The sequence below is a fragment of the Amycolatopsis echigonensis genome, from assembly GCF_014174495.1.
Lineage (GTDB): Bacteria > Actinomycetota > Actinomycetes > Mycobacteriales > Pseudonocardiaceae > Amycolatopsis > Amycolatopsis echigonensis.
Window position 1 is genome coordinate 1 of record NZ_JACJHR010000130.1, and the last position, 15513, is coordinate 15513.

Here is a 15513-nt window from a genome sequence, read left to right on the forward strand (position 1 = left end):
TGGAGCCGAGCGCACCGCCTGGTCCGCTGCCGAACGATCCCGGCATTCCGGCTGTCCCGCCCGACGGACCGCTCGCCCCCGGCAGCAGCCCGGAGCCTCCCGCCAGCGCGGACGAAGCCGTGGTCAGGCCCGCGTCCGAGGAACCGGAGGAGGAGCCGGACGAATGCCCGGACGACCCGGAGCGGCGCGACTCGCTCCGCGACCGGCCGTCCGGATCGACGTTCGTGACCGCCGGCGCGCCGGTGAAATGCGGCAGCTTGTCGTGCACGCCCTTGCTCGACGCCTCGTAGCCCTCCATCACGCGGACCGCCTCGGCCTTGGCGTGCGACGCGGCGCGCTTGGCGGGCAGATGGTCGTCGAGGAGCTGATCGACCATCACCGCGCCGCTGGGACCGCTGGCCGCGTTGACGTCGTAGCCGTCGCGGAACTGGTTTTCGGCCGCGTAGAAGACCGGTTCGGGCATCTTGTGCTTCGCCGTTTCGACCGCGGTCGTGTAGTGGTCGAGCTTGTCGCCGACCGAGCGCATCGTCTCGCTCGCGCCCGCGCCCCAGGACGTCAGCTTCGACGCCGACTGCGCCGCGTTCCCGGCCGCGCCGCCGCGCCAGGACAGCAGCAGCTTCTGCACGGTTTTGTGCACCGCGGCGGTCGCCGAGTCGACGCCGTAGGCGAGTTCGCCCCACTGGTGCGCGGACGCGCCCATCGCGACCGGATCCGCGGTCATGATCATGTCGTAGAGCGTGGTGTGCGCCCAGGCGTTCCAGTTGATCTTGCCGACGGACGCGTCCGTCAGGTTGGCCCGCTGGGCGAGCTTGGTGCGCCGCAGGACCCGGCGCTGCGCGGCGGTGGGCGGGTGGTCTTCGCTCCACAGCCGGTGCTTGCGGTGCTTCTCGTACGGCAGCCGTTCGTAGCCCGGTGTCCTGCTCATGACGACGTCCCTCCTCCGTCGTCCGCCCGGCGGGCCAGCGCGTCGAGCGAGTCCTTGGCGTCGCTTTCCTGCTGGACGTGGCCCGCGCTCGCCTGGCGGATGGCCTCGCGCAAGGACGACAGCTCGTCGAGGTATTGCTGCAGGATCGCTTGCGCGCCGCCGTCGGCGGACCCGCGCACGCTGAACGCCTTCCGCAGGTGCGCGGCCACCGGACTGGTGCCGTCCTTGAGCGGATGCGCGAGCTGCTTGGCCTGTTCGAGGCAGGCGGTCAGCTCCTCCTGGCGTTTCTCCAGCTCCGCGTCGGCCGCCGCGATCTCGGCCGGATCCAGCTCGATGACGCCGGTGTCGGCGACGATCTCGGCCGTGCCCGCCCCGGACGGGTCCCGCACGGAGTCCGCCGTCTCCGGCCGCCCGGACCGGTGCGTCTCCTTGGCCTGTTCCTTGTGCAGCGCGCGGACGTCTGCCCAGTCCGAAACCCGGTGCGAACTCACCCCAGTCCACCTCCCAGCGGGCGTCCGCAACGGACGCGCGCACCAGTATGTCAGCCGTTCGGACCGCAGGCACCCGGTCCGGGAAAGTCGGCGATGAGACGATTCCGGCGAGGCCATGGTTCCCGGAGGTCACCCGGACGGCGGACGGGCACCGCTGTCCAGCCGAGGGTTAACCCGGGGAGGGGTTCGCGCCCGGACCAGTGATTCCGCCACTGCACGCGAGGCCGCCCGCGTCGTGGCCGAGGTCCGCGGGCAGCGCCTGACCGGGCGGCCTCGTCTGGTCGCCTCCGCGGAGGTCCGTGAGGGCCCGTTCACGGACGTCCGCGCCGCGGATTCGCTCAGCGGACGAAGTCGAAGATCTGCTTCTGAATCCCGTTCGAGTAGCTTTCGCTCTCGACCAGCTTCAGCGGCTGCTTGTCCTTGTCGGTTTCGCTGAACAGCCGCTTCCCGGCGCCGAGCAGGACCGGGAAGACCAGCAGGTGCAGCCGGTCGACCAGGCCGGCGTCGGTGAGGTTGCGGGCGAGGGCGGCGCTGCCGTTGACGATGATCGGCCCGCCCTCGGTTTCCTTCAGCGCGGCGACGTCGTCGAGAGAGCGGAGAATGGTCGTCTCGCCCCAGTTGGTCACGAGATCCTCGTCGCGCAGCGTGGTCGACACGACGTACTTCGGCATCGCGTTGTAGTGCGGGAACTCCTCGGTCATGTCCGGCCACACCGGCGAGAACGCTTCGTAGCTGACGCGGCCGAGCAGCAGCGCGGTCGCCTCCTCCTGCTCGGTGCCCTTGAGCGCGTAGGCGGCGGGGTCGAACTCGATGTCCTTGAACGTCCAGCCAGCGTTCCGGTAACCGGCCTCGCCGCCGGGGGCTTCGACGACGCCGTCGAGGGACACGAACTCGGTGACGATGAGGGTGCGCATGGGATCAGCTCCTGATTCGGGATGGTGCCGGTTCACCTACGCGTCGAACGGCACCGCCCCGATCAGACACGCCACCCGAGACCTCGACTATGACCTGGGTCACACTGCGGTGTGCCAGGCGTCGTAGCCGTAGATCGCGTCCGCCGCGGCCGAGCTCGTCCCGCTCTGCTTGAGCCAGCTGTTGCCCCGCGAGGCCAGCTGCACTTCGCGGGTCCGGTCCAGCCGGGCCGCCTGGTACGCCTTCAGCGCGACCTCGGTGTTCGGGTACGCCGCCAGCGCTCGCGAAAGCACGACACTGTCCTCGATGGCCATTCCCGCGCCCTGTGCCATGAACGGCATCATCGGGTGGCACGCGTCGCCCAGCAGCGTCACCGGGCCGGACGACCAGTTCGGCAGCGGATCGCGGACGTACAGCGCCGATTGCAGCACCGAATCGCAGGCCTCGAGCAACGCGCGGGCCTCGGGGTGGAACCCGCGGTACGCCTCGCGCAGTTCTTCCACATCGCCGGGAGTGGTCCAGGATTCGTGCCGCCACTGGCTTTGCCGGGTCGTGGCGAAGACGAACACGTCCGCGCCGCGGTTGAGCGGGAAGGTCACCAGCTGCGTGTCCGGATCCGGACCCCACCACTTGGTGAAGCAGTCCAGGTTCGGCACGTCGACCGAACCCGCGGGCAGCACCGCGCGGTACGCGACCACGCCGGTGAACTCCGGGTGCTCCGCGCCGAACAACGCGGTGCGGACGGCGGAGTGGATGCCGTCGGCGCCGATCGCCACGTCCGCGGAAACCCGCGAGGAACCGAAGTCCAACTCGACGCGGTCCGTTGTGGACAGTCCGGTCAGCTTGTGTCCCAAGCGGACGACGTCTTCGGGCAGCGCGCGTTCCAAAGCGGCCAGCAGATCCGCGCGGTGCATCGTGAGCTGCGGCGAGCCGTAGCGGCGTTCGGCCTCGTCGCCCATCGGCAGCCGTGACGTTTCCTCGCCGGTGTCCCAGGTGCGGCTGATCCGGTACTTCGGCCGCGCCGCGGTTTCGCGCAGTTCGTCGCCGACGCCGAGGCCGTCGAGGGCGCGGACGGCGTTGGGCGTCAGGTTGATGTCCGCGCCGACGCGGCCGAATCCGGCCGCCTGTTCGTGCACGACCGGCGAGAATCCGGCCTTCCGCAGGGCGACGGCGGCGGCGAGGCCGCCGATTCCGCCGCCCACGATCGCGATTTCCGGCACAGCGAAAGCTCCTTCAGACAGTGAGGTCGAGCAGATCGTGGCCCACGACGACCGGGCCGGAGTAGTGCGGACGGACCCGGTTGAGCCAGCCCTCGTCGTCGAGGCGGGCGGGATCGGCCGGGCCGAGGTGCGACAGCGCGACCCGCCGGGCCCCGGCCGCCGCGGCGACCCGGCCGACGTCCGCCGGGGATGTGTGCGAGGCGGCGAGAAAGTCCAGCAGCTTGGGCGAATAACCGATGCTGCGGTAGAAATCGGGCTCCATCGCTTCGTGCACGAGCAAGTCGGCGTCCGCGGCCAGCTCGCCGACCGCGTCGCTGCGGGCGGTGTCGCCGGAGAAGGCGACCACGCCGTGTTCGGTCTCGAACCGGTAGCCCAGCGCCAGCCGCAGCGGCGGATGCGGGACGGCGCGAGCCGTCACGCGCACCCGATCGTCTTCGTGCACCACGATTTCCGCACCGGCCGCCACTGAGAGATCGGAAGCGCGGATCAGCCCGGCCAGCCGCGGCCGGTCGCTGGTCCGCTGCCGCACCGCGACGTCCTGGCCGAACGCGGCGAGGCTGGCCGCCACCAGACCTTCCGTGCCGGCGGCGGGCGGCCCGGGGTCGGTCGGGTCCGGGCCGGGGCCGTAGACCCGGACCGGATCGACGACGCCCTGGTTGGCCGGGCCCCAGCCGAGCAGGAAGAGCGTGAACAGCTCGGCGACGTGGTCGGAATGCAGGTGCGTCACGAACACCCCGGCCAGATCGCGCAGGGACAGCCCGGCGGAGACGTACTTGCCGAGCGTCCCGTAGCCCGCGTCGACCAGGTAGACGCGCCCGCCGACCACCACCGCGTTCGCACAGCCCTGCCGGCCCGGCGCCGGGTACGGCCCGGCCGCCGTGCCGAGCAGGACCACGCGCAACGCGTCCGTCACGGCGAAACCTCTTCCAGCGTGCGGCCCTTGGTCTCCTCGGCGAAGAACCCGGCCACCAGCGCGCCGACGAAGCAGATCCCGCCGAGCACCAGGAACACCGAGGCGAGCCCGCTGCCTCCGGCGTACAGCGCGCCGACCAGGATCGGGCCGAGGATCAGGCCGAACCGGTTCAGCACGCCGCCGAGGCTGACGCCCAGCGCGCGGCTGCGGGTCGGGTACAGCTCCGGCGTGTACAGGTACAGGCAGACGTTCACCGCGAAGTTGAACATCGCCGCGAGCGACGACCACACGAGCAGCTGCAACGGAGTCCCGGCGCCGAGCGCGCCCAGCACGACCAGCATCGCGGTCGTCCCGCCCAGGCCCGCGGCCAGCACGACGCGGCGGCCGAGCTTGTCCACGACCAGCGCGGCGATCAGGCATCCGACGAGACCGGCGACCGACGTGGCCGTGCTGTACCAGAGCGCCTGGCCGATGGAGAGGTGGAACGAGCCCTTGTACAGCGTCGGCAGCCACGACGTGATGCCGTAGTTGGCGAGGTAGCCGACGAACCAGATCGTCCACACCATCAGCGTGCGCCGCCGGTAGCGACCGGCGAACAGGTCGCGGAAGGAACCGCGTTTCGCGGGCACGGAGGCCGGTACCGCCGTCGCCGGGGCTGGCGGAGGCAGCGGACGGCCGAGCGACTCCTCGACCCGGCGCTCGATCAAAGCCATCGTCCGCTCGGCCTTCTCGGTGTGCCCGTGCGAGGCGAGCCAGCGCGGCGACTCCGGGATCCGCAGCTGCAGCAGCACCGCGGCGATACCCGGAACGGCGGCCAGGGCGAACAGCGGACGCCAGCCCCAGTGCGGGATGACCCAGGCCGCGACCAGCGCGCCGACCGCGAGCCCGGCCGGGAAGACGATCTCGTACATCAGCACGAAGCGGCCGCGACGGCGCGCCCGGCTGATCTCCGCGATGTACGCGGCCGCGGTCGGCACTTCACCGCCGATCGCGAGACCCTGCACGAAGCGCAGGATCAGGAACGGCAGCAATGCGGTGCACAACGTCATCGCCAGGCTGCACAACGCGGTAACAGCGACGCACAGGGTGATCACCTTGACGCGGCCGATCCGGTCGGCGGCCCAGCCGGACGCCAGCGCGCCGAGCAACATGCCGATCGAGCCGATGGTCAGCGTCGCGGTGCTGGACGCGGTCGTCATGTGCCATTCGCGGCCGATGACGGGGAGCGTGTAGGCGATCAGCAGCTGGTCGAACGCCTCGAAGAACGTGACGATGCCGATGATCAGGCGGATCGAGACCTGCCATCGCGACATCGGGAGCCGTTCCAGCCGGGCGGCGATGTCCCGCTGGGTCACCTCAGGGGTGGCGGCGATACTCATGGGCCCTCCTCGGAGCCGGAGCGTGCAATCGATCGTAGGGGGTCTCTGCTGGCGAGAGCGAAGTTCGCGGTCCGTGAAGGACTCCTTGCGGGAATCTGATTCCCGTAAGGAGTCCTTCACGGACCTGAGGGCGTGGGGTCCGGCAGCTCGGCGTCCAGGAACCGGACCAGGTCGTCCGCGGCGGACGGTCCGGCGGGCAGCACGAGCCGATCGGGCGCATGCGGGTCGAATTCGGGCGTGCCGGGCCACGGTGGCGGCTCGGGCCCGAGAGCGGCGGCGAGGTCCACGGAAGCCAGTTCGGCGAGGTGGGCGGCGGAGCCGAAACCGGCGGCGGCCACGCGGTGGCGCGGCATTCGCAGGCGGGCGCCGAGGTAGTCGAGCGCGCCGGCGATGTCGGCTTCGAGGTCGGAAAGCGCGAGCGCGGCGAAGGCGGCGTCCGCTTGGTCGGGACCGAAAGTGTGGCCGCCGGTTTCGTAGTAGAACAGCGGCGCGACAGTGACGTAACCGCAGCTCGCGAGCGTGCGGCAGCAGTTCTCGACGGGTTCGTCGAGCCCGGCGGCGCCGTGCAGCACGAGCACCGCGCCGCGCACGCGGCCGGGCGGGTGCCGCACCAGCAGCGGTGCGGACGTCCGCACCACCCTCCGTCGGCGGTTCGCGGGTCCGTGCCCGTGATGATGGTGGACTTCGGCAGCTTCGATGGTGCCTCCCACGTCTTTCTCCTCAGCTCTCCGGAACCGGCACCGGCGGCACGAACGGCCTCGGCGTCGCGGGCAATGCGGTCACGTCCACCTCGATCACGAACGGACCCTGCTGGGCCACCGCCTTCGCCAGCGCGTCGGCGAACTGGCCCGGCTTCGACACCAGTGCGTGCGGCAGGTCCAGCGACTGCGCCATCCGCGCGAAGTCCGGCGTGTACAGGTCGACGCCGGCGCGCTGTCCGCGGTGGTGGTCCTGCATGTTGCGCAGCACGCCGTATCCGCCGTCGTTGAACACGGCCAGCGCGAGCCATGGCCGTTCCTGCGCGAGCGTGCACAGTTCGCCGAGGTGCACCGCGAGGCCGCCGTCGCCGACCATCACCACGGTCGGCGCGTCCGGCGTCGCGAGCGCGGCCCCGATGCCGGTGGCGAGGCCCTGCCCGATGCCGCCGCCGACCGGGAACACGTTGGTGCGCGGGTGGTGGATGTCCAGCAGCCGGTTGCCCCACTGGCTGGACGGAATGGTCACGTCACGGGCGATCACGGACTCGACCGGCAGTCCTTCGCGCAGCGCGGCGCAGATCTCCGCGTACGGGCCGATCGCCTCGTTCAGCTTGTCCCGCACTGCTTTCCGGGTCTCGACCACGCGTTCGCGCCAACCCGGTTCCGCGCCGGATTCCACAGTGGACAGAGCAGCCAGCACGGTTGCCGCGTCGCCCCGCACCCCGACCGTGGCCGGGTAGACGCGACCCAGTGCTTCCGCGTCGACGTCGATCTGCAGGTGCCGTTCGGGCAGCTTCAGGTGGTAGTGCTTGGTTTCGTTCGAGCGGAAGTGCGTGCCGATCGAGACGAGCACGTCGGCGTCGGCGAGCAGCTGGGCGGCCGACTCGTGCGCGGCGAAGTTTCCGACGACCAGTTCGTGGTTCTCCGGTACGGTGCCGCGGCCGGAGTTGCTGGTGAACACCGCCGCGCCGAGCCGTTCCGCGAGTGCGCGCACCTCGTCGCGGGCACCGGTCGCTCCCCCGCCGAGCCAGAACACCGGACGGCGAGCGGTAGCAAGCAATTCGGCAGCTTGGGCGAGCGCAGCGGCGTCGGGCGGCGGAACCAGGGTCGGTTCGAGCGAGCCCGGACGGAACTCGTGCCGCGAGTACTGCAGATCGATCGGCCATTCGACGCTCGCCGGACCGGTCGGCACCGACAGCGCGTGCCGGATCGCCGCGCGCAGTGTCTCCTCGGCGGTCTCGACCGACGTGATCGTGGCCGCGTGCTTGGAAATCGCCGTCAGCATGCCGATTTGGTCGCGCGTCTCGTGGATGACGCCGCGGCCGCTGCCGAGGAATTCGGAGTCGATCTGACCAGTCACGTGCAGCACGCGACTGCCCGCCGTGAGCGCCTCGACCAGCGCGCCCGCCGCGTTGCCCGCGCCGGTGCCCGTGCTGGTGATCGCGACGCCGAGGCCGCCGCTGGCCCGGGCGTACCCGTCGGCGGCGTTCACCGCTGCCGCCTCGTGCCGCACGGGCACGAACCGCAGATGCTGCGAAACCGCTTCCACCAGCGGCAGGTTGTGCACACTCACCACGCCGAAGGCGGTGTCCACTCCGGCTTCGGACAGCAGACGAACGAGCAGCTCGCCTCCGTGACCGTGATTCATGGGTCCGTCCCTTCTAGACGTAACGAGCGATGCCGCCGCCGACGTCGATCGTCGCGCCGGTCACGTAGGAGGCACGCGGCGAAAGCAGCGTGACAATGGGGAAAGCGACTTCTTCCGCGGTGCCGAGCCGTGCCAGCGGAATGCCGCGGTCAGCGGCCAGCTCCGCCGACCAGTCCACAAAGGACAGCTTGCTGCCGGAAGTCTCGTACCGGCGGTGCCACTGTCCGGTGTCGACCAGGCCGAGGCAGACCGAGTTGACCCGCACTCCGTCCTCGGCCAGTTCGGCCGCCAACGTCGTGGAGAGATTGAGCAGTGCGGCCCGGGCCGCGGACGTGGCCGCTAGCCGGGGTTCGGGCTGCCGGGCGAGGATCGCGTTCACGTTCACCACAGCCGGATCCGCCGCCTCCCGCAGCCACGGCAAAGCGGCCCGGACGACGTGCAGCACCGAGAAGATCTTGAGGTGCAGCTCGTCCCGCCACTGGTCGTCGGTGGTCTCGGCGAGCCGCGCCATCAGCGACCGGCCCGCGTTGTTCACGACGCCGGACAGTCCGCCCAGCTCGCGGGCGGCGTCGGCGACGAACGTGTCCACCTGCGCCTGGTCGAGCACGTCGCAGGACGCGGTGTACAGCCGGGCACCCTCGGCGCGGGGCAGGTCGGCGAGGGCTTTCTCGAGCCGGACGCCGTCGCGGGCGCAGGCGGCGACGTGCGCGCCCTCGGCCAGCAGCGCGGCCGCGGTCGCGAGCCCGACGCCGGAGCTGGCCCCGGTCACGAGCACCGCCGCGCCCTTCAATCCCAAATCCACGGGTTTTCCCTTCAGCTGCAGACGAATCCGCCGTCGACCACGAGGGTCTGGCCAGTGATGTAGGAGGCCGCGTCGGACAGCAGGAACGCCACCGAACCGACAACGTCCTCCGGCTGTTGCGGCCGGGTCAGCGCGCGGTTCAGCGCGTACAGATCGTGCCGCTCCTGCGGGATGCCCGCGGTGGCCTCGACCTCCGTCAGTCCAGGTGCGACCGCGTTGACGGTCACGCCGTCCGGGCCGCCGTCCCGTGCCATCGCGCGGGTCATCGCGATCACCGCGCCCTTGGAGGCCACGTACTGGACCAAGCGCGGCGAGCCGTACAGCGCTGCGTCGGAGGCGAGGTTCACGATGCGTCCGCCGGTCTGCGCGAGCTGCGGATACAGCGCGCGGGCGACGAGCCACGGACCGCGAGCGTTGACGGTCATCAGCGTGTCCCATGCTTCGACGTCCAGCTCCGCGAAGTGCTTGCCGCCCACGCCGTCCGCCATCGCCGCGTTGTTCACCAAACCGTGCAGCGGGCCGAGCTTCGCGACCTCGTCCGCCAAAGCCGCGACGGAATCCGGGTCGGCGACATCCGTGTCGATCCGGTGTGCCTCAACGCCTTCCGCGTGCAACCGGGCGACACCGTCCGCTGCCCGATCCGGAGACCGTTCGGCGACTACGACGCGACCGCCTTGACGGCCGATCTCGCGCGCGATCGCCCAGCCGAGACCGCGACCCGCGCCGGTGACTACGTACAGCCGGTCCTTCATCGCGCCACCACCGAGTCCACTTGGGACAGAAAGTCCAGGACCTCCGCGGAAAACCGGCGCGGCGCTTCCTGATTCGCCGCGTGCCCGCCGGGCAGCACTTCCAGCCTGGCACCCGGGATCGACGCGGCGAGCCTGCGCGACTCCGCGACGCCGGTCACCTGGTCGTGCTCGCCGACGAGCACCAGCGTCGGCACGGAAATCCGGGACAGCCGCGGGCCGTGATCCGTCTCGGCCATCGATTCGGCGGCGGACGTGTACCCGGGCAGCCGGATCTCCGCCATGATGTCCTCGACCCGTTGCGCCACCGCGGGATCCGCGCCGGGCGCGAGCAACCGCGGCGCACGGCGGCGAGCGAATTCCGCCGCGCCTACGCGGTTCAGCTCGCTCGGCCGGGCCCGCATCACCGCGGCACGCTCGGAGTCGATGCCGGAGCCGCGGGTCGAATCGGCCAGCACCAGCGACCGCACGACCTCCGGGTAGTCCAGCGCGACCCGGGTCGCGATCACGCCGCCCCACGAAACGCCCACGAGATGGGCGGGCGCCGCGTCCAGCGAAGCCAGCAAACGGCCGACGAGCGCCGCGTATCCGGCCATGCCCAACGGCTTTTCCGGGTCGGCCGAACCGCCGTAACCCGGTGCGTCCCAAGCCAGCACGCGGTGTTTCGGTGCCAGGCCGGCGAGTTGCGCGTCGAACGACGCACTGGAGCCGCCGATGCCGTGCAGCAACAGCACCGGACTGCCGTCTCCGGCGATCCGTACCCGCACCCCCTCCACCGTGGCAGTCATCGGAACACCGCCCTCGGCGCTGCCAACGCTTCCAGCGCGGAAAGCACCGCGTACGGCACGACCTGGCTCGACGTCGGAGTCTGCGGCGACGGCCGGTTCCGGATTTCGAACCGGTACTCCCCCGCCGGGCCGGCCGCGGTGATCACGTGCGAGGTCAACGGCGCGGCCGGATCGGCGATCACGGCTGCCTCCACGACATCCCAGTCCCGCACCGCCAACGCCACCGACGCGGCCACGTTCGCCGACTTCGGGAACGCCGCGGTGATCTCCCGCGCGGGCCCGCGCCGCAGCTCGACCGGCGAGGTCGCCTGCCGCAGCGCGTCCGCCTCCTCCTCGGACATCCACGGCTGGACCAGCGAAGACGCCTTCTTCGTCGTCTCGATGACCACCCGCTCGAACGGTCCGAGCAGCGCCGCCGAACGCAGCAGGTCGAGCCCGCCGATCGCGCCAGTCGACAAATGGACCGCGCCCGGCCCGGCCGCGAGCAGCTTCTCCAGCAGGCCTTCCGCGGCCAGCGCGCCGACCGAGACCACCAGCAGGTCACAACCCGCCGAAAGCACCTGCGGCCCAGCGTCCGTCAGCGCGCGCTGGCCGGCGGCCTCGACCACCAAGTCCGAAGTGGACAACAGCTCCGGCAACGCGCACATCGGCAGACCAGCGGGCGAAAGCGCCGGATCCACGACTCCGGACAGCTCCGCGCCCGGCACCAAGCCGTCGCGCACCGCTTCGGCGACAACGGAGCCGATCGACCCCGCGCCCAGCACTCCTACCTTCACGACTGCCACCACGCCGAGTAGCCGGGATCCGGCACGCCGCGCATGTGCGCGCGGACGTCCTTCGACGGCGGGCCTGCGGTGCCCCACAGGTCGGACAGCTCCGGCGTGCGCCGCCAGACCCGGCACAGCCACGCGTCTTCCTCGACCTGCGCGACCTCGGAGGTGTACTCGCAGACGAGCCCCGCCGGGTCGGCGAAGTAGCCGAAGGTGTTGCTGCCCGGACCGTGCCGGCCCGGACCCCACAGCGGCGTGATGCCGTTGTGCTTGAGCCGTCCGATGCCGCGCATGAAGTGGTCGATCGAGTTCATTTCGTAGGCGATGTGGTTCACCGACGCGAATTCGGCCTGGTTGAAGGCGATCACGTGGTGGTCGGCGTTGCAGCGCAGGAACGCCATCTGGTGCTCGGACCAGTCGGAGATCCGCATGCCCAGCACCCGGGTGTAGAACTCGCAGGCCGCGTCGATGTCGACCGTGTTGAGCACGACGTGCGCCAGTTTCCGCGGCACCGCGGCGCGTCCGTACGGATCGCCCGGCACGACCGCTTCCACCTCGGCGGACAGCTCCACCAGACGGCCTTCCGGGTCGGCGAAGCGCAGGCCGTACCCGCCGCCGACCTGGTCTAGCTTGCCGGGTTCGGTGACCAGGCCGACGCCGTGCGCGGCCAGCCGGGCGGCGGCCGCGTCGACCTCGCGCGGAGTGGCGACGGCGAACGCGATCTTGCCGAGCGCGTTCTGGTCGGCCTGTTCGAGCTGGAGCACGTGGTGCTCGTCGCCGGAACCGCGCAGCCACACGGCGCCGCGGTCGGCTTCGACCTGCTGCAGCCCCCAGACTTCGCGGTAGAACTCGCCGGAATCGGCGCACTGCGTCGAACGCAGCGTCACCGCGCGCAGGGCGCGGAGCCGCGCGATGGGTTCGGCGGACATGGGGCCTCCTGAAACTTCAGCGGGTCGGGGCGGGCACGGGCGCGGCCGGAGCCGGTTCGGCGGCGGGTGCGGCGAGCGCGGCGGCCTGACGGCGGGCTTCCGACCGCAGCAGCCGGCGCATCCGGACGAGCGCGATGTCGTGCTGGTACAGGTTTTCCCGGTCCCACGCGTCGAGCGGCATCGCCTCGGCCATTTCGCGGTCCTGCTCCAGCACCGCCCAGTGCCGGGCTTCGAGGCGGTTGCGGTAGAGGACGCGCCAGCTGTCGCGTTCCCAGCCGGAAACCTTGCGGCAGCGCCAGAAGAAGGCCGCGTGCTGCGTCTCGTTGATCGCGCACAGCGCGGCGACGATGGTGAACGCGCCGCCCGGACCGGCGGTGTCCGGGTACGGGATGTCGAGCGTGACCCACTGCGCGCCGGCGTCGGTGAGCTGCACCCAGTCGAAGTTCACGCCGCGCTGGTCGGTCTTCTCGAAGACGAACCCGTCGTCGATCGCGCGGATCTGGAAGACCGCCTCGCGCTTGCCGCCGAACATGGTGTGGCTGTTGCGGTGCAGGAACGCGCCGTGCATGGGGTCGAGCAGGTTGTCCAGGGAGTAGCGGTAGGGCGCGTCCCATTCGACGTAGCAGAGGAAGTTGTCCCATTCGCCGCCCGCGATCGGGTCCGGCACCTGCAACGGCGTCGGCTCGGCGGACTCGTCCAGGCCGAACCAGGCGAACACCGCACCGGCGTGCTCCTCCGCGGGGAACGTCCGCAGCGCACGACGGCCTTCCAGCGCACACCCGGGGCTTCCGGGCACCGACACGACGACACCTTCGCCATCGACCTGCACGCCGTGGTAGTTGCAGGCGACCCGGTCGCCCATGTGCACGCCGAGCGAAAGCCGCGCGCCGCGGTGCGGACAACGGTCTTCCTGGACGTGCACAACCCCGGCGGAGTCGCGCCAGAGCAGCAGTTGCTCCCCGGCCCGTTCGATGCGGGTCAGCTCGCCGCGCTTGACGGTGCTGGACGGGCACAGCGCGTACCAGCGGTCGCGCAGGCCCAGAGCCAGCAGTTCTTCGGCGGTTTTGGTCGCCATCACGCCTCCCCTGCCAGCCGCGCCAGTTCGGCGGTGAACGTCTCTTCGGTCCAATCGGAGCCGTCCGCCGGGCGCAGGCCGCCCGCGTTGAGCGCGGACACCACGCCGGGCAGGTCGTGCACGCCCCGGCCGTAGACGGCTTCCAGCTCGTCGGCCAGCGCGTTCTCGTAGCTCGTGGGCGGGGCGGTGCGGCTCTGCACCGGCCGCAGCTGCAGCGGCATCGGGCGTTCCCTTCGGTTCGTGGCGGGTCAGGCGGCGGACGGGGCGGGCTCGGCGAGCACGGCGTGCCCGGCGGCGGTGAGCACCGCGGGCACCCGCAGCCCCGGTCCGCGCGGCGCGGCCGGTTCGGGGGCGAGCAGCCCGGCCAGCTGGTGCCCGAGGGTCGGGTCGCAGCAGGCGAGGCCGTCGACGTAGAGGTGCGGTTCGCGGCTGCACGTCATCTCCACGTGCCCCGCGGCGGCGGCGCGCAGCACGGCGAGCTGCCGATAGGTGTGCCCGGCCATGGCCGGCTCCTAGAGGTCAAGGACGAGTTCGGCGGACCGGCACCGCGACACGCACAGCATCATGGTCCCGGAGGTCGCCTTCTCGTCGTCGTCGAGCACGAAATCGCGGTGGTCCGGTTCGCCGGAGAGCACCTTCGTTTCACAGGTTCCGCACACGCCCTCGCGGCACGAGGTCGGCACGGAGATCCCGGTGCGGCCGAGAGCGTCCACAATGGACTCGTCGGCGGCCACCGAGACCCGGGTCCCGGAACCGGCGCACACGACGTCGAATCCGGTTCCCGGCGCGGCCGCCGGGGCCTCGGGCGCCCGGAAGCGTTCGACCCGCAGGGCGGCCGTTTCCGGCAGGGCCGCCTCGACCGCGCGGATCAGCGGTTCGGGGCCGCAGCAGTGCACCACCGTGCCCGGGGCGAGCCCGGCCAGCCGGGCGGCCAGATCGGGCGGGCCGCCGTGCTCGTCGTCGGCGTGCACGCCTAGCCGATCCCCGGCGAGCGCGGAAAGCTCGTCCAGGAAAGCCATCCCGCCGCGCGACCGTCCACAGTAGAGCATGGACCACGGCGCGGAGCCGCCGGCGAGTTTCCGGGCCATCGCGAGGATCGGGGTCACGCCGATGCCGCCGGCGATGAGCAGGTGCTCCGGAGCGTCGTGCAGTTCGAAGGTGTTGCGCGGGCCCTCGACGGGGAGAACGCTCCCCGCGGTGAGCCGCTCGTGCACCCAAGCGCTGCCGCCGCGCGAGGATTCCTCCCACAGCACCGCGACCGTCCACGTGTGCGTGTCGGCCGGGTCGCCGCAGAGGGAGTACTCGCGCACCAGCCCGTTCGGCAGGTGCAGGGAAAGGTGCGCTCCCGGCTCCCAGCCGGGCAGCGGCTTCCCTTCCGGATCGCGCAGTTCCACCTGCGTGACCCGATCGGCCAACCACGTCGTCCGGTGCACCCGCAGCATCGTCGGCATCGCGATCGTCCTCAGCGAGTGACGCCGTGCATCGGCGAGGTCGGCGGGTAGGTCGGCAGCTGCGGCTTCTGCGCGCCGATGATGACGCAGAACAGCGCGTCGGTGTCGCCGGCGTTGCGCAGGCTGCGCGGCACCCCGGCGGGCACGCGGATCAGGTCGCGGTAGCCGAGCACGCGGGTCGCGGTCTTGGTGCCGTCCTCGACGTCGTGCACGGTCACCTCCAGCGTGCCTTCGAGAACGAAGAACGCCTCTTCCACGTCGTGGTGCGTGTGCTCCGGGCCGATCGCGCCGACCGGCAGCCGCATGTTCGAGAAGGTGAAGTGCTCCGAGGGCAGCTGGCGCGCGTCGCCCTCGTGGTTGCCGGTCGCGCCGGAGCCGATGTAGCGGATCTGCGCGCGGCGGAACTCGTCGCCCTTCGCGGCGGCCTGGAAGCCGAGGGTGTCCCAGTCCTCGTACCGCGTCTCGCGAGCGGCGATGCACGAGTCGATGAGCTCCTCGAGGTGCTGGTGCTTGCTTTCGGTGGTGGTCATCGCGGGGCAACTCCTCCGGTGGTCCTCGGCGGGCTCGCCGCCGAATGCCTTAGGTCTAAGAGACTTACTGATAAGGGTTGTACCTGAGCGATGTGACCCGCACAACCCCTTAGGCCTAAAATTCTTTTCGTCGGCTCCGGGTCCGGCGAAGCGGACGGAAAGCCCGTTCCGGACGACGTCTTGACGAAATCTTAGGCCTAAGGTTTCCTCGGTCGCACCCCGTCATCCGCGCC

The 15513-nt window shown here is 71.2% G+C and carries 18 protein-coding genes; all 18 read right to left on the bottom strand.

Going from position 1 to position 15513, the window contains the following annotated elements; translation table 11 throughout:
• The coding region (locus H5411_RS43235) for a PPE domain-containing protein (RefSeq protein ID WP_183127433.1) at positions 1-925 on the bottom strand (925 nt) is incomplete at its 3' end.
• Entirely contained in the window at positions 922-1416 is a 495-nt protein-coding gene (locus H5411_RS43240; RefSeq protein WP_183127435.1) for a hypothetical protein, read from the bottom strand. The genes H5411_RS43235 and H5411_RS43240, both read right to left, overlap by 4 nt.
• A gap of 338 nt (positions 1417-1754) precedes the next feature.
• Entirely contained in the window at positions 1755-2330 is a 576-nt protein-coding gene (locus tag H5411_RS43245) for a dihydrofolate reductase family protein (RefSeq protein WP_183127437.1), read from the bottom strand.
• Positions 2331-2429: 99 nt separating this feature from the next.
• Positions 2430-3548, bottom strand: coding sequence for an FAD-dependent monooxygenase (locus H5411_RS43250; RefSeq protein ID WP_183127439.1), 1119 nt, complete (start codon positions 3546-3548; stop codon positions 2430-2432).
• 13 nt (positions 3549-3561) lie between these two features.
• The gene (locus H5411_RS43255) at positions 3562-4461 is read right to left on the bottom strand and encodes an MBL fold metallo-hydrolase (protein ID WP_312878740.1); all 900 of its coding nucleotides are present in this window, start codon (positions 4459-4461) and stop codon (positions 3562-3564) included.
• Complete coding sequence (locus tag H5411_RS43260) at positions 4458-5840, bottom strand: MFS transporter (protein ID WP_183127441.1); 1383 nt, start codon at positions 5838-5840, stop codon at positions 4458-4460. Before H5411_RS43260 ends, H5411_RS43255 begins: the two co-directional genes overlap by 4 nt.
• A 116-nt stretch (positions 5841-5956) precedes the next feature.
• The gene (locus H5411_RS43265) at positions 5957-6550 is read right to left on the bottom strand and encodes a dienelactone hydrolase family protein (protein WP_183127443.1); all 594 of its coding nucleotides are present in this window, start codon (positions 6548-6550) and stop codon (positions 5957-5959) included.
• Between the two features lie 10 nt (positions 6551-6560).
• Positions 6561-8186, bottom strand: a complete 1626-nt coding sequence (locus H5411_RS43270; RefSeq protein WP_183127445.1) for a thiamine pyrophosphate-binding protein — start codon at positions 8184-8186, stop codon at positions 6561-6563.
• A 13-nt stretch (positions 8187-8199) separates the two neighbouring features.
• Positions 8200-8988 (bottom strand): SDR family oxidoreductase, encoded by a 789-nt coding sequence (locus H5411_RS43275; protein WP_183127447.1) that lies wholly within the window; start codon positions 8986-8988, stop codon positions 8200-8202.
• An 11-nt stretch (positions 8989-8999) separates the two neighbouring features.
• Positions 9000-9740: a 3-oxoacyl-ACP reductase family protein gene (locus H5411_RS43280; protein WP_183127449.1), complete on the bottom strand. Its 741-nt coding sequence runs from the start codon at positions 9738-9740 to the stop codon at positions 9000-9002.
• Positions 9737-10525 (bottom strand): alpha/beta fold hydrolase, encoded by a 789-nt coding sequence (locus H5411_RS43285; RefSeq protein WP_183127451.1) that lies wholly within the window; start codon positions 10523-10525, stop codon positions 9737-9739. The genes H5411_RS43280 and H5411_RS43285 overlap by 4 nt, the downstream gene beginning before the upstream one ends.
• Positions 10522-11301: an aspartate dehydrogenase domain-containing protein gene (locus tag H5411_RS43290; protein ID WP_312878741.1), complete on the bottom strand. Its 780-nt coding sequence runs from the start codon at positions 11299-11301 to the stop codon at positions 10522-10524. The genes H5411_RS43285 and H5411_RS43290 overlap by 4 nt, the downstream gene beginning before the upstream one ends.
• Positions 11298-12224: a VOC family protein gene (locus tag H5411_RS43295; RefSeq protein ID WP_183127455.1), complete on the bottom strand. Its 927-nt coding sequence runs from the start codon at positions 12222-12224 to the stop codon at positions 11298-11300. The genes H5411_RS43290 and H5411_RS43295 overlap by 4 nt, the downstream gene beginning before the upstream one ends.
• A 16-nt stretch (positions 12225-12240) precedes the next feature.
• Positions 12241-13299 carry an aromatic ring-hydroxylating oxygenase subunit alpha gene (locus tag H5411_RS43300; RefSeq protein ID WP_183127457.1) on the bottom strand — a complete coding sequence of 353 codons (1059 nt, stop codon included), beginning with the start codon at positions 13297-13299 and terminating at the stop codon, positions 12241-12243.
• A complete protein-coding gene (locus H5411_RS43305; protein ID WP_037814792.1) occupies positions 13299-13520 on the bottom strand; it encodes a recombinase-like helix-turn-helix domain-containing protein in 222 nt (73 codons plus the stop codon). Before H5411_RS43305 ends, H5411_RS43300 begins: the two co-directional genes overlap by 1 nt.
• 27 nt (positions 13521-13547) lie before the next feature.
• The gene (locus H5411_RS43310) at positions 13548-13802 is read right to left on the bottom strand and encodes a hypothetical protein (RefSeq protein WP_183127459.1); all 255 of its coding nucleotides are present in this window, start codon (positions 13800-13802) and stop codon (positions 13548-13550) included.
• Between the two features lie 9 nt (positions 13803-13811).
• Positions 13812-14750 carry a PDR/VanB family oxidoreductase gene (locus H5411_RS43315; RefSeq protein WP_183127461.1) on the bottom strand — a complete coding sequence of 313 codons (939 nt, stop codon included), beginning with the start codon at positions 14748-14750 and terminating at the stop codon, positions 13812-13814.
• An 11-nt stretch (positions 14751-14761) separates the two neighbouring features.
• Positions 14762-15280, bottom strand: a complete 519-nt coding sequence (locus H5411_RS43320) for a cupin domain-containing protein (protein ID WP_009076033.1) — start codon at positions 15278-15280, stop codon at positions 14762-14764.
• Positions 15281-15513 lie beyond the last annotated feature (233 nt).